Origin of the sequence: Streptomyces dysideae (genome assembly GCF_001514305.1) — a bacterium.
Taxonomy (GTDB): domain Bacteria; phylum Actinomycetota; class Actinomycetes; order Streptomycetales; family Streptomycetaceae; genus Streptomyces; species Streptomyces dysideae.
The window spans coordinates 60,334-80,730 of sequence record NZ_KQ949081.1; the positions used below are offsets into that span (position 1 = coordinate 60,334).

Here is a 20,397-nt window from a genome sequence, read left to right on the forward strand (position 1 = left end):
CCGTCACTTGGTGGTTGCAGCCGAGGGGGAAAAGGTTGCCGCGCGCCCAGGCCCGCCGTGCTGCCTCAGCCGCCCGTGGTGGCCAGCTTCGCCGCGAACCCGAGGAACAGGGCGCCGGCGCCGCTGGTCAGCCCGGCCGACAGGCGCCGCCGGCGGCGGAACTGGGCCGAGAGGTAGGTGCCGCCGAGGATCAGCAGGGTCACGTAACTGACGCTGATCACCTGGTAGATCAGCGCGAGCAGCCCGAAGGACAGTGCCGGGTGCGGATAGGACGGGTCGACGAACTGCACGAAGAAGGAGATGAAGAACAGGATCGCCTTCGGGTTGAGCAGCGTGATCAGCAACGACCGCCGGAACGGCCGCTCGGCGTCCGCGGCGCCGTGGGCGGCCTCCGGGGCCTCGGCCGGGGATGCCGCCATGCGCCGGTTACGCCACATAGCCCAGGCCGAGCGGATCATTCCGACGGCGATCCAGGCCAGATAGCCGGCGCCCGCGTACTTGATGACCGAGAAGACGAAATCGTTGGCGGTCAGCAGCGAGGAGAGCCCCGCCGCGGTGAGCACCATCAGCAGGCCCTCACCGATGAACACGCCTGACGCGGCGCGGTATCCGCTCCGCACCCCGCGCCGTGCCGCCACGGAGAGGGTGTAGAGCGAACTGGGCCCCGGGAGAAGAATGATGAGAAGCGTCCCCAGGGCGTAGGTGGAAAGGTTCGACACTCCCAGCATCTGCTTCTCCCTCCGTGGTGACTGCCGCTGCGGCTGCCAACTGATCCACGTCCGCGGTCCGTTGGAGGGTAGTCGAGGAGCAGATCCCACGCCGGGCTGTTTTCCAGCGGGATGGACCGTGCGTCCAGGCGTGAGCGCCTCGAGCCGTGCCGCCGCTCAGTGATGGGGGTGCTCGGGCGGAGCGGGGGCTCGGTGACGCCCATGTGCCGGCCGCACTGGTCGTACGAGGGTCAGCAGGAGTGAGCCGCAGCGTCTCGTGATGCGTAACCGCAAGGGCTCCTTTCGCAGTGCCGTGACGAGCGATGATTACCGTTCGTGCCCTGACCGTCACTGTCCGGGCGTACGCTGCGGAAGAGTGCTGGCGTTGTCTGGGCGCCAGACAACGGGGAGGGGCGACATGGCCGAACACCCGGTCACAGAAGGGGAGTCGAGGCGTGTGGCCCTCGGGCGAACGCTGCGGTTCCTGCGGGAGAAGGCCGGCAAGTCGCTGGCCCAGCTGGCCGACGAGACGTCGTACGACAAGAGCTATCTGTACCGCCTGGAGACGGGCGAACGGCTCTCCAAACGGGCGGTCATGGAGGACCTGGACCGGTATCACGGCTCCGGTGACCTGCTGGTTCGCCTGTGGCGGGATGCGCGTAAGGAGGTGATCAAGGACAAGTACAAGGCGTTCATGGAGCTGGAGGCGACGGCGCGGGTCATGTGGATGTTCCAGCTACGGGTGCCGGGACTTCTACAGACCGAGGACTATGCCCGTGCGGTGTTGTCAGGGTTGTCCGGAGCTCAGACAACGGCTGGCAACGGCGAGGAAGTCGAGGAGCAGGTGGCCTTGCGCATGGGACGGCAGGAGCTGCTGTACCGGGATCCGGCGCCGAGCGTGCGCGTGATCCTGGACGAGGGTGCGTTGCGGCGCCCGGTTCCCGACGCGAAGGTGTGGGCGGACCAGCTGTCGCATCTGGTGGACGCGGCGGAACTCCCGAATGTCGCGCTCCAGGTGCTGCCCTTCACGGCCGGTGTACACGACCTCATGGACAGCCACCTCTGGCTGTTCTGGCAGCGAGTCGGCGACCCTGTTGCCTACGTGGAGGGCAACGGCTTCGGCGAGTTGATCGAGGATCCGGACAAGGTTCTGTCCTTCCGGTTGTCCTACGATCTGGTCAGGGACGCGGCTCTGACTCCGGTGGAGTCGACGGCGTTCATCAAACGCCTTCTGGAGGAGTGCAGATCATGAACCGAACCCCCGACCTGACCACCGCTGTGTGGCGCAAGTCGTCCTACAGCGACGGGGGCGGCACGAACTGCGTCGAGGTCGCCGACGGCTACACGGGCATAGTCCCCGTCCGCGACAGCAAGACCCCGGCGGTACGTCCGCTGATCTTCGAGACGTCGTCGTGGGGGTCGTTCGTGGAGGCCGTCAAGGGAAGGGCGGGTTCGCACACCTTCGGGTGACGCCTGTCGGGATGTCCGGTTTTCGGGACTGAGCCGCCTCCATCGTTGGTCTTCCGGTCGAATAAATGACCAGGACACGAACGACTGATGTGAAAGGTACGAGGCGGTTATGGTCGTAGACACGGCGCGTCGAAGGAGGACATCGAGCATGGCTGCCCACGTTGCGGAAACCGGTCACGTCGTCCCCCCCATGCCCGAGCGGACCCCGAAGGCGCTGCGCAGGGCCATCGCCCAGCACGCTCCCGCGCTCCTCTCTGATTTCGACGCCCACTGGAAGTGGGCGATCGCTGACGCGTACGACCCTGGTCCTGTGCCTGCGTTCATGGCCCGCTGGTGGTGCGAGTACGCGATCGCCCGTGATCCGCAGCTCGACGCTCATGTGACCGAGCTCCAGCACCGTGCTGCAGAGGCAACCGACATTGCTGAGGCCAAAGCTCTGATCGACGAGGTGGCGAAGATTCGCTACGGCACGCGGAAGCTGGGGCCCGGCGAGTGACCGATGAGTTCATGGGGCCGCCTTGGCAGATGGACTGGCGGCTCGATGCCCTCGTCGGCCGTGATGTGCTGCCCGAGCATGCGCGGAATATGGTTGACGAGGCTCGCGCCGAGCTGGTCACTGCGAAGGACCCGTATTTCCGGGGGATCGACGCCGATGGTGATCTCCCAGAGGGCATGCGCGTCGAGCCAGTGCGGTCCAGCGACCCCAAGGGGCCGCGCATCCTGTACTTCGACAAGGGCTACGGCTGGCTGGTCTACAGCTTCGATCGGCGCATCGAGGATCCGCAGATCCTGGTGTATGAGGTCTTCTGGCAGGCAGCGGACCCGCTTACATTCCCTCCGGCGGCGGAGTAGCCGCCCCCGGCAGCCGCACCGTAACCACCGTCCCGCCCCCCTCCGCTCGGGCCAGCGTCACCTCGCCGCCCGCCTGCTGCACCGTACGCGCCACGATGGACAGGCCTAGGCCCGAGCCGGGGAGTGCACGTGCGCTCGGGGACCGCCAGAAGCGGTCGAAGACGTGCGGGAGTTCGTCGGCGGGGATGCCGGGACCGTGGTCGCGGACAGTGAGGACGCCGGCGGCCAGCTGGACCTCGATGGAGCCGCCCTCGGAGCTGAACTTCACCGCGTTGTCGAGGATGTTGACGAGCGCGCGCTCCAGGGCCGACGGTTCCGCCCTGACGTACCAGGGATGCAGGTCGGCGCTGATGGTCAGCTCCGGGCCACGGAGGCGTGCCCGCCGCAGGGCCGACTCGACCGTCTCCTCCAGCGAGATCACCTGGACGCGCTCACCACGCTGGCCTTCCGACCGGGACAACTCCTGCAAGTCGCCTATCAGCGACGCCAGTTCGGTCATCTGCGCCTTCACCGAGGCGAGGAGTGCCTTGCGGTCGGCGGCGGGGATCGGGCGGCCGGTTTCCTCGCTGCGGGTGAGGAGTTCGATGTTGGTGCGGAGGGAGGTGAGGGGGGTGCGGAGTTCGTGGCCGGCGTCCGCGATGAGCTGCTGTTGCAGCTCGCGGGAGCTGGTCAGTGCCGAGGTCATGGAGTTGAAGGAACGGGAGAGCCGGGCGACCTCGTCCTCGGCGTCGTCCTCGACCGGGATGCGGACGCTCAGGTCTTCGGTACGGGCGACGTGTTCGACGGCCTCGGTGAGCTTGTCGACGGGGCGTAGGCCCGCGCGGGCGACTGCGAGGCCGGCGGCTCCGGCGCCGACGACTCCGATGCCGGAGACGAGGAGGAGGATCAGGGCGAGGTCGTTGAGGGTGTTCTGGGTGCCATCGAGCGGGAGGGCGACGATGAGGGCGGCGTTGACAGGCTGAGCGGTCGTGCCGTCGTTCTTGACGAGAGGCAGCGGCACAGTCATCACGCGCATGGCGTTGCCGTCCTCGTCGGTGCCGTTGCGGACGATGCCCGTGGCATCGGCCTCGCCGGCCTTCTCGACCACGTCCTTGTCGGCCTGGGTCACCTTGATCGTGCTCAGGGAGTTCGGGAGGACGCAGGTTGTGCCGTCCTCCTTGAGCACCTCGGCGTACGTGGTCCGAAGGCCCGTGTTCTGCGGAGTCTGAGTGCAGGAGTTGACCGCTTGCTCGACCCAGGGGGACTCCCGTGTCTTGAACGCAGTCTTGCGCAGGTCTTCGTTGACCTGGTCATACAGCTTCCCCTGCACGATGAACCAGCACGTAACGGAAACCGCCGCCACCGCAAACGCCACAGCCGCCGCCACCAACAACGCCAACCGCGACCGGATCGGCAGCGTCCGGACCCGCCGTACGACCCTGTTCACTCCGCCCCGCCTTGCCGCAGCGCATACCCCACGCCCCGAACCGTGTGCACGAGCCGCGGCTCGCCCCCGGCCTCGGTCTTGCGCCGCAGGTACATGACGTACACGTCCAGTGAGTTCGACGACGGCTCGAAGTCGAAGCCCCACACCGCCTTCAGGATCTGCTCACGCGTGAGGACCTGGCGCGGATGCGCCATGAACATCTCCAGCAGCGTGAACTCCGTACGGGTCAGCTCCACCGGCCGCCCGCCCCGCGTGACCTCCCGCGTCGCCAGATCCATGCGCAGGTCGGCGAAGGTCAGCGCCTCGTCCTCCTGGTCCGTGCCGGCGACGGCCGCCGCCGCGTAGGAGCTGCGCCGCAGCAGGGCGCGCACCCGGGCGAACAGCTCGTCCAGCTCGAACGGCTTGACCAGATAGTCGTCGGCCCCGGCATCCAGCCCCGTCACCCGGTCCCCGACCGTGTCCCGGGCCGTCAGCATCAGGATCGGCGTCGTCGTGCCCGCCCCACGCATCCGGCGCGCGGCGGTCAGGCCGTCCATGCGCGGCATCTGGATGTCGAGGACGACCAGGTCGGGCTGGTACGCCGTCGCCTTCTCCAGCGCGTCGGCGCCGTCGACCGCGACCTCCGTGTCGTACCCCTCGAAGGCGAGGCTGCGCTGGAGTGCTTCGCGCACGGCCGGCTCGTCGTCGACGATCAGGATGCGCTGGGGGTCACGGTCGCCATCGGCGGGGCTCATGGGCTTCGGGTTCCTCGGTGCGGTGGGACGAACGGGGGGCTGAGGGCAATGCGGGCTGAGGGTGCTGAGGGTGCTGAACGCATTCAGCCTCAGCCTCGCATGTTCTCAGCCCCGTACGGTACGGCGGCGAGTACGGGCGGCGGTGGTACGTCGGCCCGCGGTCAGGCGGGCGGCGCCCGCCACTTCCGGTGCCCGCGGTGCCGGGGCGTGCAGGGTGCCGGCGATCTCCAGGGCCAGGGTGAAGTCGGCCGGACCGGTGCCGGTCGTGGTGTGCTCAACCCGCTCGATCTGCTTGATCTGCTTGATCATCACGTACTCCTTCAGCTCTGCGAGCCCGCCCGCAGCTTCGCGAGGTCGGACTTGACGGTGTCGACGGGGATGGCGAAGCCGAGGCCGACACTGCCGGCGTCGGACGAGGACGAAGCGGCCGAGTACATCGCGGAGTTGATGCCGATGATGTTGCCGTTCATGTCGATCAGCGCGCCGCCGGAGTTGCCGGGGTTCAGGGAGGCGTCGGTCTGGAGCGCCTTGTACGTCGTCGTGGACAACCCGGTGTCGCCGTTGAACTGCTGACCACCGAACTCGAAGGGCCAGCCGCCGCCCTGCTGCTGTTGCCGCTGCCCCTGGCTCTCGTCCGTCGAGACGGTCACGTCCCGGTCCAGGGCCGAGACGATGCCGCTGGTGACCGTGCCGGTCAGACCCTCGGGGGAGCCGATCGCCACGACGGTGTCGCCGACGTTCACGTCGGCGGAGTTGCCGAGGGTGGCGGTCTTGAGGCCGGAGGCGTTCTCCAGCTTGATCAGGGCGAGGTCCTTGGCGCTGTCGGTGCCGACGACTCGCGCGGTGTACTCCTTGCCGTCGCTGGTCGTCACCTTGATTGACGAGGCGCCGGACACGACGTGGTTGTTGGTGACGATCTCGCCGTCACCGGTGATGATCACGCCGGAACCGGTGGACTCACCGGCGTTCGAGGCGGCGCTGATCTCGACGATGCTCGGGCTGACCGCCGAGGCGATCGCGGCGATGTCGCCCTTCTTGCTCGACGGCACCACGCTGGTGCTGGTGCTGCTGGAGGTGACCGTGTCGCTGCCGGTCAGCTCCTGGATGCCGTACGCGGTGCCGCCGCCCACGGCCGCGGCGACGATCGCCACGGCGGCGAGGAGGGCGAGCGGGCCGCGGGTGCGCTTCTTCGGGGGAGCGGGCGGCGCGGCCACGGTGACCGGCACGGTGACCGGCTCCGGCTGCTCCGACTGCTGCGGCTGGTACGCCGGCGGGGGCGGCCACTCGGGGTTCACGGGCGAAGAGGCGTGCTGCGCGTGCTGCTGGTCGCCCTGGTACGGGTTCTCGTACTCGCCGCTGCGGCGGAGGCTCTCGGTCATGAACATGAGCTTGTCGCCCGACCATGAGAGCTCCCTGAGTGCTCCCTGAGAAGCCCGGCAGAACCTCGTATGCCCGTTGTAAAGACGGTTCTCGCAGCTCGGCGAACTCTCTCAGAGAAGCCTCATGGAACTGCCCAACCAGCGGAGCTACTCGCAGCCGCAGGACTTCCGCTTGACCAGCCGCGACGGAAACACCTTCAGCCGCTCCCGCCGCGAGCCCGCGACCCGCAGCCCGTCGTCGAGTACGAGGTCCACGGCGGCCCGCGCCATCGCCGGACGGTCCGACGCGATCGTTGTCAGAGGCGGGTCGGCGAGCGCCGCCTCCTTGATGTCGTCGAAGCCGGTCACGGCCAGCTGGCCCGGCACATCGAGGCGCAGCTCGCGCGCCGCGCGCAGCACGCCGATGGCCTGGTCGTCGGTGGAGCAGAAGATCGCGGGCGGCCGGTGCGGGCCGGAGAGGATGCCGAGCGCTATGCGATAGGCGTCGTAGCGGTTGTACGGCGCCTCGAAGAGCCGGCCCTCGGTCGGGACGCCGGCCTCGGCCATCGCGCGCCGCCAGCCCTCGACGTGGTCGGAGACCGGGTCGCCGACGGCGGGGGTCTCGGCGGTGCCGCCCATACAGGCGACGTACTCGTAGCCGTGCTCGAGGAGGTGGCGGACGGCGAGCTGGGCGCCGCCCAGGTCGTCGGTGACGACGGCGACGTCGTCTATGGCCTCGGGCCGCTCGTGCAGCAGGACGATCCGGGCGTCCCAGGCGTCGATCTCGGCGGCGGCCAGGTCGTTCAGCGCGTGGGAGACCAGGATGAGCCCCGAGACGCGCATCCCGAGGAACGCCCGCAGGTAGTGGACCTCACGCTCGGCGATGTAGTCGGAGTTGCCGACGAGGACCATCTTTCCGCGCTCGGACGCGGCCTGTTCGACCGCGTGCGCCATCTCCCCGAAGAAGGGCTGGCGCGCGTCCGGCACGATCAGGCCTATGAGATCCGTACGCCGGGACGCCATCGCCTGGGCGACCCGGTCGGGCCGGTAACCCAGCTCCTTGATCGCGGCGAGGACACGCTCGCGCGTGGCCGGGGCGACCGGCCGGGGTCCGTTGTTGATGACATAGCTGACCACGGCAGTGGATGTCCCTGCCAGCCGCGCTACGTCGTCCCGAGTCACCTTGGCCACTCGCGGAGTCTACGCGGATGGACCGGCTCTGGGCAGGGCGTGAAGGAGCTCGGCTGTGCTCGAACGGTGCCCTGCCCGAGCGCCCCTATGCGTCCGCGCTGATCTCGGTGGCGTCCAGAGCGGCCGTCTCGTCCGTCTCCTCCGGCTTTGCCCGGTCTGCCTTGACCTTGGCCTCGTCGGTCGCGCGGTCGCCCTTCTCGGGCGTAACGAATCGATAACCGACGTTCCGGACGGTTCCGATCAGCGACTCGTGCTCCGGGCCGAGCTTGGCGCGCAGGCGCCGGACGTGCACGTCCACGGTCCGGGTGCCGCCGAAGTAGTCGTAGCCCCAGACCTCCTGCAGCAGCTGCGCGCGCGTGAAGACGCGGCCCGGGTGCTGCGCGAGGTACTTGAGGAGCTCGAACTCCTTGAAGGTGAGGTCGAGGACCCGCCCCTTGAGCTTGGCGGAGTAGGTCGCCTCGTCGACCGACAGGTCGCCGTTGCGGATCTCCATGGGGGAGTCGTCGTTGACGATCTGCTGCCGGCCCATGGCGAGCCGCAGCCGCGCCTCGACCTCCGCCGGACCGGCGGTGTCGAGGAGCACGTCGTCGATGCCCCAGTCGGCGGTGACGGCCGCGAGGCCGCCCTCGGTGACGACGAGGATGAGCGGGCAGCCGGGGCCCGTGGAACGCAGCAGCTGGCACAGGCTGCGCACCTGGGGGAGGTCACGGCGCCCGTCGATGAGGATGACGTCGGCGCCCGGGGTGTCGACGAGGGCGGGGCCTTCCGCCGGGGCCACTCGCACGTTGTGCAGTAGCAGGCCGAGAGCGGGGAGCACCTCCGTCGACGGCTGGAGGGCATTGGTCAGGAGCAGCAGAGAACTCATACGTCTGGTTCCTCCTCGGTCCCTGCGAGGACGTTTGCGGCACTGCGGCACTGCGCTGCGGTCCCGGGGGCCCGTACACCAGCGGTCACCTGGAGTTTCCCGCTTCGTATACAACGCTTCCGAAAGCACAAAAGGACCCGGGGGCTACGCTGCCCGAGTCCTCTGCCCAGCAGAATAGCCCACATGAGCACTGGTCCGGCAGGTCATGTGGCCCGATCCACCGTTGGTCCGAACTCTGAGACGACCAGACGTACGCCATTGCGGACGTTTCTGTACACGGACGACGGCGTGACGATCGATTCCGTATACAACCCGGGTGCGGCCGTATACAACGCCTCCCGGCCACCTTCCGTTGACCTGGCTTTCGTGATCGCCCACGGTTTCACCGGCGACGTGGACCGCCCGCACGTACGGCGGATCGCGGAGGCGTTCGTGCAGTACGGGGCCGTGGTCACGTTCTCGTTCCGGGGCCACGGCCGCTCCGGCGGCCGGTCCACCGTCGGTGACCGCGAGGTGCTCGACCTGGCGGCGGCGGTGGCCTGGGCGCGGCAGCTGGGCCACGCGCGCGTGGCGACCGTCGGCTTCTCCATGGGCGGCTCGGTGGTCCTCCGGCATGCGGCGCTGTACGGGGCGGGGGAGATGGAAAGGGCGGGGCGCGGGCAGGAGCACGACGGGCGCACGGAGGCGCGCACCGATGCGGTGGTCTCGGTGAGTGCGCCGGCCCGCTGGTACTACCGGGGTACGGCCCCCATGCGGCGGCTGCACTGGCTGGTGACCCGCCCCGAGGGCCGCCTGGTGGGCCGCTACGGATTCGGTACGCGGATCCACCATCGAGAGTGGGACCCGGTCCCGCTCTCTCCGGTGGAGGCGGTCCCGCGGATCGCTCCGACCCCCCTCCTCATCGTGCACGGCGACCGCGACGGCTACTTTCCCGTCGACCACCCCCTGATGCTGGCCGAGGCGGCCGGTGACCACGGCGAACTCTGGCTGGAGCCCGGCATGGGCCACGCGGAGCACGCGGCGGCCGACGGGCTGCTGGCCCGGATCGGGGACTGGGCTGTCGGAGCGGCGGGCTAGCCTGGCGGTGTTCACAACCGGATGCCGGATGACAGAGGAACGAGATGGCAAAGGTCACGGTGCGCTACTGGGCCGCCGCGAAGGCCGCCGCCGGGGTCGCCGAGGAGCCGTACGACGCGGCCACGCTCGCCGAGGCGCTCGACGCGGTGCGCGAGCGACACCCTGGGGAACTGACGCGCGTACTGCGGCGATGCTCGTTCCTCATCGACGGTGACCCCGTGGGCACCCGCGAGCATGAGACGGTACGGCTGGCCGACGGCGGCACGGTCGAGGTGCTCCCGCCGTTCGCAGGAGGGTGAGCGATGACCGACCAGCCGTATGACGCGCGGTACCAAGGGCAGCAGGGCTACGAGGGGTACGACCCGTACCAGCAGCAGCCGCAGACTTGGCCCGGGCAGCAGCAGGCGTACGAGGATCCGCAGGCCGCGCAGCAGTACACGCAGCAGTGGCAGGGGCAGACCTGGGAGACGCAGATGCAGTCGCCGGTGCCGCCGGTCGCGCAGGCTTCGGCGGCGGAGACGGCGTATCTGCCGCCGCAGACGCCGGGGTATCCGGCTCCGGCGTACGAGAGCCACCAGGCTGCCCAGGCGCAGCCTGAGCCCGTCGTGTCCGCGCCCTCCGCGGGGGACGACGGTGCCCCGACCTACGGCCCCGCCACCGTCGCGGGCAACGCCCGCATCACGGACGCGCAGCGGGCCCGCCTTGAGGGCCGTTCACCGATCATCGAGCCGGGCATGCAGCCGGCCGTGCTCACCGCACTCCTGGGCCTGCTGCTCTCGGCGACGGCGGCGATCGGCTCGTACGCCCTGGTCGTGCCGCTGGTCGTGTTGCAGGCGGTGACGGCTGCGGGCTGGTTCCGGCTGAACGGCATGTGGCCGGCCCGGCAGGGCATCGCGCTGGCGTTCCTCGGTGGGCTGACGGCGGACGTTGCGCTGCTGGCGGCGGACCGTTCACCGGCGGCGATCCTCGGCACGCTGGGGGTGTGGGTGCTGTTGTCGCTGGTCCTGCAGCTGCGTTCGCACGCCGAGCCGGACGAGCGGATGTACGGGCTGATGGCGACGGTCGCCTCGGCGGCGCTGGCCATCGTGGCGGCGGGTTACCTGGCCGCCGAGGCGGACGCGGTGACCGTCGGCGCGGCGGCGGTGGCGGTCGCGGTCCTGGCCCGTGCGGTGCCGTTGCCGACGGTGGCTTCCGTGGTTGTGTCACTGCTTGCCGCGGCGGGGGCGGGGGTCGCGGTCGGGGGGATGACGGGGCTGGGGGCGTCGGGGGCGCTGCTTGGCGCGGGAGCGGCGGTGTGCGCGCTGATCGGCCACCGGGTCGCGAGCTACGACTATCCGTCCCGTTTCGTGCACTTCACGGCGGGCGTGGCCCTGCCGCTCGCGGCGGCGGCACCGGCGGTGTACGTGCTGGGGCGGGCGTTGGCCTGACGCCGGGCCGGAGGGTTTTTCGCCCCCGCCGCCCCTACCCGTCCCATCCCCAGGGGCTCCGCCCCTTCGACCCCGCTCCGGCCCTGAAGGGGCCTTGTCCGCAAATGCCGGACGGGCTGGATGATGCGGGCCGGCGTCGAGAGACGCGCGGCTCCAAGCCGGGTCGTCCACCCGTCTCCCGACAGTAAACGGGTGGTGGGTGGGCATAGGCCGGGGGTCTGGGGGCGGAGCCTTCAGGTACGGCAACCCCCTGTCACAGCTGGTCGACAAAATCCCGGTCCTCCCTTGGCACAGGGTTACTCTCGCGCTTGACGGCCACCCGGCCGTCACTGACCGCCGAGGTGGGGGAACACCACAACCATGCGCGCCCTACGGATACTTCTGACCGTCGCCGTGATCCTGGGCGGCCTCTTCGTGCTCGCCGACCGGCTCGCCGTGAACTTCGCCGAGGGCGAGGCCGCCGACAAGCTCAGGACCACGGAGAACCTCGCCGCGACCCCGGACGTGTCCATCAAGGGCTTCCCGTTCCTCACCCAGGTCGCGAGCGGCCGGCTCGACGACATCGAGGTCGGCATCAAGGACTACGAGGCCTCCGCGGGCACCGGCGACCAGACGATCCGTATCGACGACCTCACGGCGAACATGAGGGGCGTCGAGTTCTCCGGCGACTACAGCTCCGCCGTCGCGACCAACGCCACGGGCACCGCGTCCATCACCTACGACGAGCTGCTCAAGACCGCCAAGTCCGAGCCCACCGAGGTCGCCCCGGGCGTCACCGCCAACGTCGTAGGCCTCTCCGACGGCGGCAACGGCAAGATCAAGGTCGCCGTGGACGCCACCGTCCTCGGCACCGAACTGCCCAACCCGGTCTACGTCCTGAGCTCCGTCACCACCGACGGCGACACCGTCAAGGTGCACGCCGACAACCTGCCCAACTTCGCCGGCGTCGACCTCGCCGAGAACCGGGCCCGCGCGATCACCGACTTCGAGCAGAAGATCGACGGCCTCCCCGGCGGCATCCAGCTCGACAAGGTCCAGGCGGCGACGAACGGCGTCGAGATCACGGTGAAGGGTTCGAACGTCCGGCTCGCCGGGTAGGACGCCGACGGCGGCAGGGAGGCGGCAGCGCACGGACACCGGGTGTCCGAAAGGCGAGACGGCGCCGTCCGTACCGTAGATGTGATGACCGGTACATGCGCCCGGAGGCCATGCGGCGACGGCCTGGGCGATCTTTCCATCCCACATCCCGGACGATCGCGTCTCAGGATACGACACGGCGGTGACACGCCCACCTGTCCATCCCTACGATCGACCGTATGAAGCGACAGGCGGATCTCACGAAGCGGCGGGCAGTAGACCTGTGCCGCGTCGCCGCCATGCTCTGTCGCACTTTCTGAGCGACCCGTCGAAGCCCCGAAGGGCCGACGTCCGCGCCCGCCCCGCCGCCCTGCACAAGGGCACACGTGCGCGTGCGCCGATCCCGGCGTCCGAACGCGCACCCCTCTCACTCGCACGCCCCGCCGCAACTGCCCCGGAGGAGAAAGAGCATGAGCCGCACCGACGTACTGGTCGATGCCGACTGGCTCCAGGAGCACCTGGACGACCCGAGCATCGCCATCGTCGAGGTGGACGAGGACACGTCCGCCTACGAGAAGAACCACATCAAGAACGCGATCCGCATCGACTGGACCAAGGACCTCCAGGACCCGGTCCGCCGGGACTTCATCGACCAGGAGGGCTTCGAGAAGCTCCTGTCGGCGAAGGGCATCGCCAACGACACGCTGGTGGTCCTCTACGGCGGCAACAACAACTGGTTCGCGTCGTACGCCTACTGGTACTTCAAGCTCTACGGCCACGAGAACGTCAAGCTCCTCGACGGCGGCCGCAAGAAGTGGGAGCTGGACGCCCGCGAGCTGGTCGACGGCAACGACGTGCCCGAGCGCCCAGCGACCGAGTACAAGGCCCAGGCCCAGGACACGTCGATCCGTGCCTTCCGCGACGACGTCGTGGCGGCCATCGGCTCGCAGAACCTGGTCGACGTCCGGTCCCCCGACGAGTTCAGCGGCAAGCTGCTCGCCCCGGCCCACCTCCCGCAGGAGCAGTCGCAGCGTCCGGGCCACGTCCCGTCCGCCCGCAACATCCCGTGGTCGAAGAACGCCAACGACGACGGCACCTTCAAGTCGGACGACGAGCTCAAGGAGCTCTACGCCGAGGAGCAGGTCGACCTCGCCACGGACACCATCGCCTACTGCCGCATCGGTGAGCGCTCGGCCCTGACCTGGTTCGTGCTGCACGAGCTGCTGGGCGTCGAGAACGTCAAGAACTACGACGGCTCGTGGACCGAGTACGGCTCCCTCGTCGGCGTGCCGATCGAGCTCGGCGCCAACAAGTAAGCAACCGACCGACCTTTCATCACCCCCTTCAGGAGTACGACATGTGTGGAGCGAAGGCCGGCGGCCCCGACGCCTCGACGATCAAGCCCGGTGAGACCACGATCCAGGGTCAGGTGACCCGCGACGGCGAGCCGGTGACGGGCTACGTCCGTCTGCTGGACTCGACCGGCGAGTTCACGGCGGAGGTCCCCACCTCCGCGACGGGACAGTTCCGCTTCTACGCGGCCGAGGGAACCTGGACCGTCCGCGCGCTCGTGCCCGGCGGCACCGCCGATCGCACCGTCGTCGCCCAGAAGGGCGGCCTGGCGGAGGTCGCGATCGCGGTCTGACGCAGCTCAGCGACTGACAGGGCCGCACCCCACGGGTTGGACTCCCGGGGTGCGGCCCTTCGGCATGTACGGGCCTACCCTGAACGTATGTACGCCCGGCGCCGGCACATCTACTTCGCCATGATGGGGACGTGCCTCACGCTCTTCGTCCTGGCCTGGGGAGTCGTGCGCATCTGGTCGGTCCCGGTGGCCGTCGGCATGTGCCTCGTGGCCATGGTCATCCCGCCACTCGCCGCGATGGTCGCCAACCGGCGGGGACCGGAGGACCGCTGGTGGGACGACCCGTCCGGCGACCCGAAGTCCGACGAGTGGTGGGACGAACTGGACGGCAAGAAGCGCCCGAGGTCGCAGTAGATCTGAAGAGAACCTCTACAGGTCTTCTCCAGACTCCAGATCTCAGTAGACGAGCGCCTGCGTCTCGTCTCCGAGCGCCTCCTGTACGAACACCTGCGCGCCGGCGATCCGTACGCCCTCGATGACGTCCTTCTCCGTGATGTCCCGGCGGGCCGCGCACTGCGTGCACAGGGTCAGCCGACCGCCCGCCAGGATCGAGTCGAGCAGGTCGGGGAGCGGGGCCGCGTGCGGCAGTTCGAACTCGGCGGCGCGGCCCGGCAGAGCGAACCAGGCGGACTCGCCGGTCAGCCACAGGGAGACGTCGACGCCGCTGGCCACGGCCACCGCCGCGACCGTGAACGCCTGCGAGCACCGTTCGGGGGCGTCGGCCCCCGCCGTCACCTTGATCACGAGCTTCTTCGCCATGGCCGAATCGTAATCAACGAGCCCGCAACCCCGGGCACCGGTCACGAGTCTCCTGTGCGCACGCATATGGAATGCGGGCTTCACGTTCTGTGGGGGACGTCTTGGAAGAACCCGAAGAGGTGGGTGCGGCGTCCGACACGCCGACTGTTCCGGTCAGGCCGTTTACGCCGGTTGTGCCCGAGCCGCCGCTCGCGGAGCCCGGTGCCGAGCCTGTCGCCCGGCGGCCGCGGCGCCGTGGGCGTACCACGCTGCTGATCGCCGGTGCCGCCGTGCTCGGGCTCGTCGCCGGGACCTGCGCCGGTTTCCTCGTCCAGGCCGACCGCGAGCCCACCAAGCTGGCTCCGCTGTCGCAGCCGACGCTGGCGCAGGCCAAGGGCCCGGCGCCCGAGCCGCTGTCCGCCGCGCAGGACCGCCGGGTGAGCACCGACGGCGATCTGCGCAAGCTGCTGCTGAAGAAGCCGCGCGGCGCGAAGGACGCCGAGTGGCTGGAGGGCTCCGACGGCTGGCTGGACCTGGCCCGTTACGCCGACAGCTACAAGGAGCCGGGCGAGAAGTTCGACGACCTCGTCGAGGACGAGTTCCGCCGCGCTGCCGTCACCGGCTGGGAGGTCGGCACCTCGTACAGCGTGGAGATCCGGCTGGTCCAGTACCGGCAGGAGGAGCGGCTCGTCGCCAAGGACGCGGCGGACGGCAGCCAGTACTGGGCGGAGGACGAGGACGGCACCGACAGCTGGGTCATCCCCGGCACCGTGGACGGCATGGCGTACGTCCACACCGTGCCCGAGCGTGAGCCCGGCTATCTGCCGCTGTACAGCGCGGAGGCGCACGCCTGGCGCGGTGACATCGACGTGGAGATCTGGATCTACAGCAGCGCGCCGGTCACCAAGAAGACGATCATGGACCTGGCCAAGCGGCAGATGGAGCGGCTGTGACGACTGAGGACGAGACCGGGACCGAGCCGGTCGTGGCGCCGGTAGCCGAGCCCGTAGTCGAGCCGGTCGTGGCGCCGGTGAAGAAGCCGGTGCGCCGTGGCCGTATCGCCGCCGTGGCCGGGTCCTTGCTGCTCGCCGGGGCCGTCGTCGCCGGCGTCGGCTACACCGTCGTCACCGTGCGGGACGCAGAGCGGGACGCGGGCGCGCCCGTCTGGAAGTTCCCCGACGACGCGAAGGACGACGAGAAGGGCAAGACCAAGGCGGCGAAGGCCTCCGGGCTCGCCGGGATGCTCGTGCCGTACGGCACGGACGGCTGGGTCCGGGGTCCGGACCTCGGCGAGTTCGGTTCGGACGCGCAGCTCAGCGGGGCCCAGGCGACGGCCCTGCGCAAGGAGTCGCTGAGCGATCTGCCGCGTTCCCAGCGCAGGCAGCTGGAGAAGCAGATCGACAAGCAGCGCGTCACCGGCATGGCGATGCGCAGCTACTACAACGCCGACGCGACCAGTGTCGGCAACAACACCGACGGCCTGTACTCCGTGAGTATCGTGCTGTCCCAGATGGAGAGCCGGGCCGCGGTACGGGACATATCGACGTTCCAGAGCGAGTTGCTGGACGCCCTGGACATCTTCCGGGACGGCCCCGAGATCAAGGGCCACAAGAACGCCAAGTGCTTCCTGCCGCCCAAGGTCGCCGACGAGGACCTCGACTCCATGTTCTGCTCCGCATACGTCGGGGAGATCCTGGTCACCGCCACGGCGGACGGCGTCAAGCCATTCGACACCAGGGGAGTCGCGATGCTCCTCAAGGAACAGCTGGACCGCATGGCCGAGCCGGGGGAAGCGGTATGACCGACCACGACACACACCCGAAGGCCCCGCTGCCCGAGCCCCTGACCGAAGTGACGCCGGATCCGGCCGGGCAGCCGGCGAGTACGGTGCCGGGGCCTGCGCCGCAGCCCGACGCCGGGCCGTCGGAGTCCGAGTCCGCGCTGCCTGAGCCGACGGGACTGTCCGACGCGACGCAGCCGAAGGTCGCGGCCGACTCCGAAGCCGTACTCCCGGAGCCTGCGGCTGTGGCGTCGGGGCTGCCGGACTCCGCCGACCAGCCCGCCGCCGCCCCGGTCGCTCCCGCGTACCCCCAGCACGCCCACCTCACCACCCCACCCCCACCCCCGGGCATCCCTCCCCTCGCAACCGCACCCCCGCCCAGGAAGGACCGCCGCGTCCTCCGTGCCGTCCTGCGCTGGACCGCCGCCGTCGTCGTCTTCGGGGCGGTGGGGGCCGGGACGGCGTACGGGATCGTGGGCATGGAGCGGACCGATGTGCCGGGGCTGGCGACCGAGTCGGACGGGCGGTGGGTGTATCCGACGCTCACCAAGCCGCCGTTGCCCTCCGGCAGCCCGGGGCCGTTCGATGAGGTGAACGCCGCCGGTGCGCACTACGCCGATCTGCGTGCCCTCCTGCTGCCCGCGCCCAAGGGGGCGAAGGAGGATTCGGCGCTGCGCGGTGAGGACGGGTGGCTGGCGACCAAGGACTTCCTCGCGGAGTACGTCGAGGAGGACCGCGCGGAGTTCCGGCAGAAGCTCGTCGACAACGGGCTGCGGCACATCGCCGCACGCGGCTGGACCACCGAGGACGGCACGCACACCCGGATCTACCTGCTCCACTTCGCCACCGCCGCCGTCGCGGACAACCTGTTCGCCCGCGACCTCGCCCCGTACAGCGAACCGGGCTACAGCCTCCGCGACGCCGAGGAGTCCACCCCCGACGGCCACTTCCCGGAGGAGGGCCGCATCGTGGACGTCCCCCGCACGCCCTACGTCGAGCCCAAGCCGTACGGCGCCGAGCAGGTCCGCCACGCGTACCTGTCCGCCGGTGACGTGCTCGGCCTCGTCGTCCAGTCGAGGAAGGGCAGTGCGGCGGCCGTGCCGTTCCAGCAGACGGTCGTGTTGCAGGGCCAGCTGCTGAGCTGAGTCCGCAGGCGTACCTCATACATGAGCCCGGGCCCCGGCCGCGTAAGCTGGGGCCCGGCCTTGTGTACGTGTACCGCACCGCTCAATCGAGGAGCACCCCGTGGAGATCTTCTTCGAAGTCCTGCTGGTCCTGGTCGCCGTCGGCGTTCTCGCCTTCGCCGGTCTGACCGTGAAGAAGCTGTACCAGGGCCAGCGCTGACCCCCGTCTAGGAACTGCCACCCATGATCGAGATCCCGTCCGACCTCCACACGGACCTTGTCCCGCTCGCCTTCCTGCTCGGCAACTGGGCCGGCGCGGGCGTGCACGACTTCCCCGGCTCCGAGAAGTGCAACTTCGGGCAGGAGGTCACCTTCACGCATGACGGACGGGACTTCCTGGAGTACCACTCCCACACCTGGGTGCTGGACAACGACGGCAACAAGGTCCGGCCGCTGGAGTCCGAGCACGGCTTCTGGCGTGTCGACGCCGAACGCAAGGTCGAGGTGACGATGACCCGCGACGACGGTGTCATCGAGATCTGGTACGGCGAGCTGGCCGACAAGAAGCCGCAGATCGATCTCGTGACGGACGCCGTCGCGCGGACGGCCGCCTCCCAGCCGTACAGCGGCGGCAAGCGGCTCTACGGATACGTGAAGAGCGACCTGATGTGGGTCGGCGAGAAGCAGACCCCCGAGGTCGAGCTGCGACCGTACCTGTCGGCGCACCTGAAGAAGGTCGTCACCCCGGAGGAGGTCGAGCGCTGGGCCAGGGCCCTGCCCGACGACATGCCGGACGACGGGATCGCCTTCTTCAAGTAGTCCGGGACCGTACTCCGTGGTCCTAGACTCTTTGGTGTGGTGAGCACCGACTGGAAGAGCGACCTCAGGCAGCGCGGCTACCGGCTGACGCCGCAACGTCAGCTTGTCCTGGAAGCCGTGGACACCCTTGAGCATGCGACCCCCGACGACATCCTCGTGGAAGTGAGGAAGACGGCGTCGGGGGTCAACATTTCCACGGTCTACCGGACCCTGGAACTGCTGGAGGAGCTCGGGCTGGTCTCGCACGCCCACCTCGGTCACGGCGCGCCGACGTACCACCTCGCGGACCGGCACCACCACATCCACCTGGTCTGCCGCGACTGCACGAACGTGATCGAGGCGGACGTGTCGGTGGCCGCCGAGTTCACCGCGAAGCTGCGCAAGGAGTTCGGCTTCGACACCGACATGAAGCACTTCGCGATCTTCGGCCGCTGCAAGGACTGTGCCCTGAAGGGTTCAACTACCGAGTCGTAGGCTTAGGCATATGAAGAGCCCTCTGCTGTCTCTGCCCGGCGCCGTCCCCGCTGAGGGCGTGGACGAAGGCGTAGCCGCCCACTACGGCGACCTGTTCCGCGAACAGCGCGCTCTCGCCGACGGCACCGGTTTCGTCGACCTCTCGCACCGCGGGGTCGTCGCCGTCTCCGGCGAGGACCGGCTGAGCTGGCTGCACCTGCTGCTCACCCAGCACGTCAGCGACCTGCCCATCGGCGAGGCGACCGAGGCGCTGATCCTCTCCGCGCACGGTCATATCGAGCACGCGCTGTACCTGGTGGACGACGGTGCGACGGTCTGGGCCCACGTCGAGCCCGGCACGCAGGACGCGCTGATCGCGTACCTGGAGTCGATGAAGTTCTTCTACAGGGTCGAAGTCGCCGACCGGACGGACGAGTTCGCGGTCGTGTATCTGCCGGCCGGATCCATCGCCGAGGTGCCGGAGGGTGTCGTCGTACGCGAGACGGCGTACGGCCGTGATCTGTTCCTGCCGCGCGCGGACCTGGAGTCGTACGCCGCGAAGGCGGGCCCGCCGGTCGGGATCCTCGCCCACGAGGCGCTGCGCGTGGAGCAGCACCGGCCGCGCCTCGGCTTCGAGACCGACCACCGGACCATCCCGCACGAGCTGGGCTGGATCGGCACGGCGGTGCATCTGCAGAAGGGCTGCTACCGGGGCCAGGAGACGGTCGCCCGGGTCCAGAACCTGGGCAAGCCGCCGCGTCGGCTGGTCTTCCTGCACCTGGACGGCAGCGAGGTCCATCTGCCGGTCGTCGGCACCGAGCTCCGGCTGGCCGACGAGGGTCCCGACGGCCGGAAGATCGGCTTCGTCACGACGTCCGTACGCCACCACGAGCTGGGCCCGGTCGCCCTCGCCCTGGTGAAGCGGAACGTCCCGGTGGACGCTCGGCTGGTGGCCGGGGACACGGCGGCGGCGCAGGAGGCCGTGGTCGAGCCGTAGGGCTCCGGCAAGGCCCCCTACAGCCCCCTACCAGCCCCGTACAGCCCCGTACAGCCCCCTACAGCCCCGTAGGGCTCTTACACCTCGATCAGGACCGTGAACGGGCCGTCGTTCGTCAGTGACACCCGCATCCGCGCGCCGAAGCGGCCCGTCGCCACCGTCGCGCCGAGGGCGCGCAGCTGGGCCACCACCTCGTCGACGAGGGGCTCGGCGACATCGCCGGGGGCGGCCGCGTTCCAGGTCGGGCGGCGGCCCTTGCGGGCGTCGCCATAAAGGGTGAACTGGCTGATGACGAGGAGCGGGGCGTCGATGTCGCTGCATGACCTCTCGTCGTGCAGCATGCGGATCGACCAGAGTTTGCGGGCGAGTTGGGCCGCTTTCTCCTTGGTGTCCTCGTGGGTGACCCCGACCAGGACGCACAGGCCTTCGCCGTTGATCTCCCCGGTTGTCCCCGGACCGTGCTCCCCGTCGACGACGACGCTCGCGCCGTCCACCCTCTGTACCACTGCTCGCATAGGACCATCATGCCGGGCGTCCGGAAGTGACCTTTCCGCGGCCTTCTTTTTGCTCCTTAACCCCCCATCTGGGGCTGATCGGGGGCACTCGGTCACATAGCGGCCACTTGGGGTGGCACGATGCTTCCACACGCCGGTCGAG

27 protein-coding genes are annotated in these 20,397 nt (G+C 69.5%); 18 read left to right on the plus strand and 9 right to left on the minus strand.

Annotation, left to right across the window (positions count from 1 at the left end; translation table 11 throughout):
• Positions 1–65 precede the first annotated feature (65 nt).
• Positions 66–728 (minus strand): leucine efflux protein LeuE, encoded by a 663-nt coding sequence (leuE, locus tag AQJ91_RS13610; RefSeq protein WP_067020409.1) that lies wholly within the window; start codon positions 726–728, stop codon positions 66–68.
• A gap of 397 nt (positions 729–1,125) precedes the next feature.
• Here leuE and AQJ91_RS13615 point away from each other — a divergent pair, with 397 nt between their 5' ends.
• The 4 genes from AQJ91_RS13615 to AQJ91_RS13630 all read left to right on the plus strand — a co-directional run bounded on the left by AQJ91_RS13615 (position 1,126) and on the right by AQJ91_RS13630 (position 3,029).
• Complete coding sequence (locus AQJ91_RS13615) at positions 1,126–1,959, plus strand: helix-turn-helix domain-containing protein (protein ID WP_067020412.1); 834 nt, start codon at positions 1,126–1,128, stop codon at positions 1,957–1,959.
• Positions 1,956–2,177, plus strand: a complete 222-nt coding sequence (locus AQJ91_RS13620) for a DUF397 domain-containing protein (RefSeq protein WP_067020415.1) — start codon at positions 1,956–1,958, stop codon at positions 2,175–2,177. The genes AQJ91_RS13615 and AQJ91_RS13620 overlap by 4 nt, the downstream gene beginning before the upstream one ends.
• A gap of 148 nt (positions 2,178–2,325) precedes the next feature.
• The gene (locus AQJ91_RS13625) at positions 2,326–2,673 is read left to right on the plus strand and encodes a hypothetical protein (protein ID WP_067020418.1); all 348 of its coding nucleotides are present in this window, start codon (positions 2,326–2,328) and stop codon (positions 2,671–2,673) included.
• On the plus strand, positions 2,670–3,029 hold the full coding sequence (locus tag AQJ91_RS13630; protein ID WP_067020421.1) for a hypothetical protein: 360 nt from the start codon (positions 2,670–2,672) through the stop codon (positions 3,027–3,029). Before AQJ91_RS13625 ends, AQJ91_RS13630 begins: the two co-directional genes overlap by 4 nt.
• Here AQJ91_RS13630 and AQJ91_RS13635 read toward each other — a convergent pair.
• The 6 genes from AQJ91_RS13635 to AQJ91_RS13660 form a co-directional block, all read right to left on the minus strand.
• Positions 3,004–4,455, minus strand: coding sequence for a sensor histidine kinase (locus AQJ91_RS13635; protein WP_067020424.1), 1,452 nt, complete (start codon positions 4,453–4,455; stop codon positions 3,004–3,006). The genes AQJ91_RS13630 and AQJ91_RS13635 overlap by 26 nt on opposite strands.
• The gene (locus AQJ91_RS13640) at positions 4,452–5,189 is read right to left on the minus strand and encodes a response regulator transcription factor (RefSeq protein WP_067020427.1); all 738 of its coding nucleotides are present in this window, start codon (positions 5,187–5,189) and stop codon (positions 4,452–4,454) included. The genes AQJ91_RS13635 and AQJ91_RS13640 overlap by 4 nt, the downstream gene beginning before the upstream one ends.
• A 105-nt stretch (positions 5,190–5,294) precedes the next feature.
• The gene (locus tag AQJ91_RS13645) at positions 5,295–5,498 is read right to left on the minus strand and encodes a hypothetical protein (protein ID WP_067020430.1); all 204 of its coding nucleotides are present in this window, start codon (positions 5,496–5,498) and stop codon (positions 5,295–5,297) included.
• Positions 5,499–5,509: 11 nt separating this feature from the next.
• Positions 5,510–6,568, minus strand: coding sequence for a S1C family serine protease (locus AQJ91_RS13650; protein WP_067021050.1), 1,059 nt, complete (start codon positions 6,566–6,568; stop codon positions 5,510–5,512).
• 147 nt (positions 6,569–6,715) lie between these two features.
• A complete protein-coding gene (locus AQJ91_RS13655; RefSeq protein ID WP_067020433.1) occupies positions 6,716–7,738 on the minus strand; it encodes a LacI family DNA-binding transcriptional regulator in 1,023 nt (340 codons plus the stop codon).
• A gap of 85 nt (positions 7,739–7,823) precedes the next feature.
• Positions 7,824–8,603 carry a winged helix-turn-helix transcriptional regulator gene (locus AQJ91_RS13660; RefSeq protein ID WP_067020435.1) on the minus strand — a complete coding sequence of 260 codons (780 nt, stop codon included), beginning with the start codon at positions 8,601–8,603 and terminating at the stop codon, positions 7,824–7,826.
• Positions 8,604–8,786: 183 nt separating this feature from the next.
• On the opposite strand from AQJ91_RS13660, the gene AQJ91_RS13665 reads away from it, so the two are divergent.
• From AQJ91_RS13665 to AQJ91_RS13695, 8 genes are all read left to right on the plus strand, one after another.
• Complete coding sequence (locus AQJ91_RS13665; protein ID WP_199847926.1) at positions 8,787–9,680, plus strand: alpha/beta hydrolase; 894 nt, start codon at positions 8,787–8,789, stop codon at positions 9,678–9,680.
• A 44-nt stretch (positions 9,681–9,724) separates the two neighbouring features.
• Positions 9,725–9,979, plus strand: a complete 255-nt coding sequence (locus AQJ91_RS13670; protein WP_067020441.1) for a MoaD/ThiS family protein — start codon at positions 9,725–9,727, stop codon at positions 9,977–9,979.
• A gap of 3 nt (positions 9,980–9,982) precedes the next feature.
• A complete protein-coding gene (locus tag AQJ91_RS13675) occupies positions 9,983–11,107 on the plus strand; it encodes a hypothetical protein (protein ID WP_067020444.1) in 1,125 nt (374 codons plus the stop codon).
• 360 nt (positions 11,108–11,467) lie between these two features.
• A complete protein-coding gene (locus AQJ91_RS13680; protein ID WP_067020447.1) occupies positions 11,468–12,205 on the plus strand; it encodes an LmeA family phospholipid-binding protein in 738 nt (245 codons plus the stop codon).
• A 218-nt stretch (positions 12,206–12,423) separates the two neighbouring features.
• Positions 12,424–12,504, plus strand: coding sequence for a putative leader peptide (locus AQJ91_RS58220; protein ID WP_350310325.1), 81 nt, complete (start codon positions 12,424–12,426; stop codon positions 12,502–12,504).
• A 150-nt stretch (positions 12,505–12,654) separates the two neighbouring features.
• Entirely contained in the window at positions 12,655–13,500 is an 846-nt protein-coding gene (locus AQJ91_RS13685) for a sulfurtransferase (RefSeq protein ID WP_067020450.1), read from the plus strand.
• A 41-nt stretch (positions 13,501–13,541) separates the two neighbouring features.
• A complete protein-coding gene (locus AQJ91_RS13690) occupies positions 13,542–13,829 on the plus strand; it encodes a DUF1416 domain-containing protein (protein ID WP_009189358.1) in 288 nt (95 codons plus the stop codon).
• An 87-nt stretch (positions 13,830–13,916) separates the two neighbouring features.
• A complete protein-coding gene (locus tag AQJ91_RS13695; protein ID WP_067020453.1) occupies positions 13,917–14,183 on the plus strand; it encodes a DUF3099 domain-containing protein in 267 nt (88 codons plus the stop codon).
• A gap of 42 nt (positions 14,184–14,225) precedes the next feature.
• On the opposite strand, the gene AQJ91_RS13700 is transcribed toward AQJ91_RS13695, so the two are convergent.
• Positions 14,226–14,588 (minus strand): DsrE family protein, encoded by a 363-nt coding sequence (locus AQJ91_RS13700; protein WP_067020456.1) that lies wholly within the window; start codon positions 14,586–14,588, stop codon positions 14,226–14,228.
• Positions 14,589–14,761: 173 nt separating this feature from the next.
• On the opposite strand from AQJ91_RS13700, the gene AQJ91_RS13705 reads away from it, so the two are divergent.
• The 6 genes from AQJ91_RS13705 (at position 14,762) to ygfZ (ending at position 19,740) form a co-directional block, all read left to right on the plus strand.
• Positions 14,762–15,520: a hypothetical protein gene (locus AQJ91_RS13705; RefSeq protein WP_107122432.1), complete on the plus strand. Its 759-nt coding sequence runs from the start codon at positions 14,762–14,764 to the stop codon at positions 15,518–15,520.
• Positions 15,517–16,368 (plus strand): hypothetical protein, encoded by an 852-nt coding sequence (locus tag AQJ91_RS13710; protein ID WP_324617999.1) that lies wholly within the window; start codon positions 15,517–15,519, stop codon positions 16,366–16,368. Before AQJ91_RS13705 ends, AQJ91_RS13710 begins: the two co-directional genes overlap by 4 nt.
• 224 nt (positions 16,369–16,592) lie before the next feature.
• Positions 16,593–17,492: a hypothetical protein gene (locus AQJ91_RS13715; RefSeq protein WP_407696856.1), complete on the plus strand. Its 900-nt coding sequence runs from the start codon at positions 16,593–16,595 to the stop codon at positions 17,490–17,492.
• Positions 17,493–17,714: 222 nt separating this feature from the next.
• Positions 17,715–18,290, plus strand: coding sequence for a heme-binding beta-barrel domain-containing protein (locus AQJ91_RS13720; RefSeq protein ID WP_067020459.1), 576 nt, complete (start codon positions 17,715–17,717; stop codon positions 18,288–18,290).
• Positions 18,291–18,326: 36 nt separating this feature from the next.
• The gene (locus AQJ91_RS13725; protein ID WP_067020462.1) at positions 18,327–18,764 is read left to right on the plus strand and encodes a Fur family transcriptional regulator; all 438 of its coding nucleotides are present in this window, start codon (positions 18,327–18,329) and stop codon (positions 18,762–18,764) included.
• 10 nt (positions 18,765–18,774) lie between these two features.
• Positions 18,775–19,740, plus strand: coding sequence for a CAF17-like 4Fe-4S cluster assembly/insertion protein YgfZ (gene ygfZ, locus AQJ91_RS13730; protein ID WP_067020465.1), 966 nt, complete (start codon positions 18,775–18,777; stop codon positions 19,738–19,740).
• Positions 19,741–19,817: 77 nt separating this feature from the next.
• Here the strand turns inward: ygfZ and dtd are convergent, their stop codons facing one another.
• Positions 19,818–20,255, minus strand: a complete 438-nt coding sequence (dtd, locus tag AQJ91_RS13735) for a D-aminoacyl-tRNA deacylase (protein WP_067020468.1) — start codon at positions 20,253–20,255, stop codon at positions 19,818–19,820.
• Between the last annotated feature and the right edge of the window lie 142 nt (positions 20,256–20,397).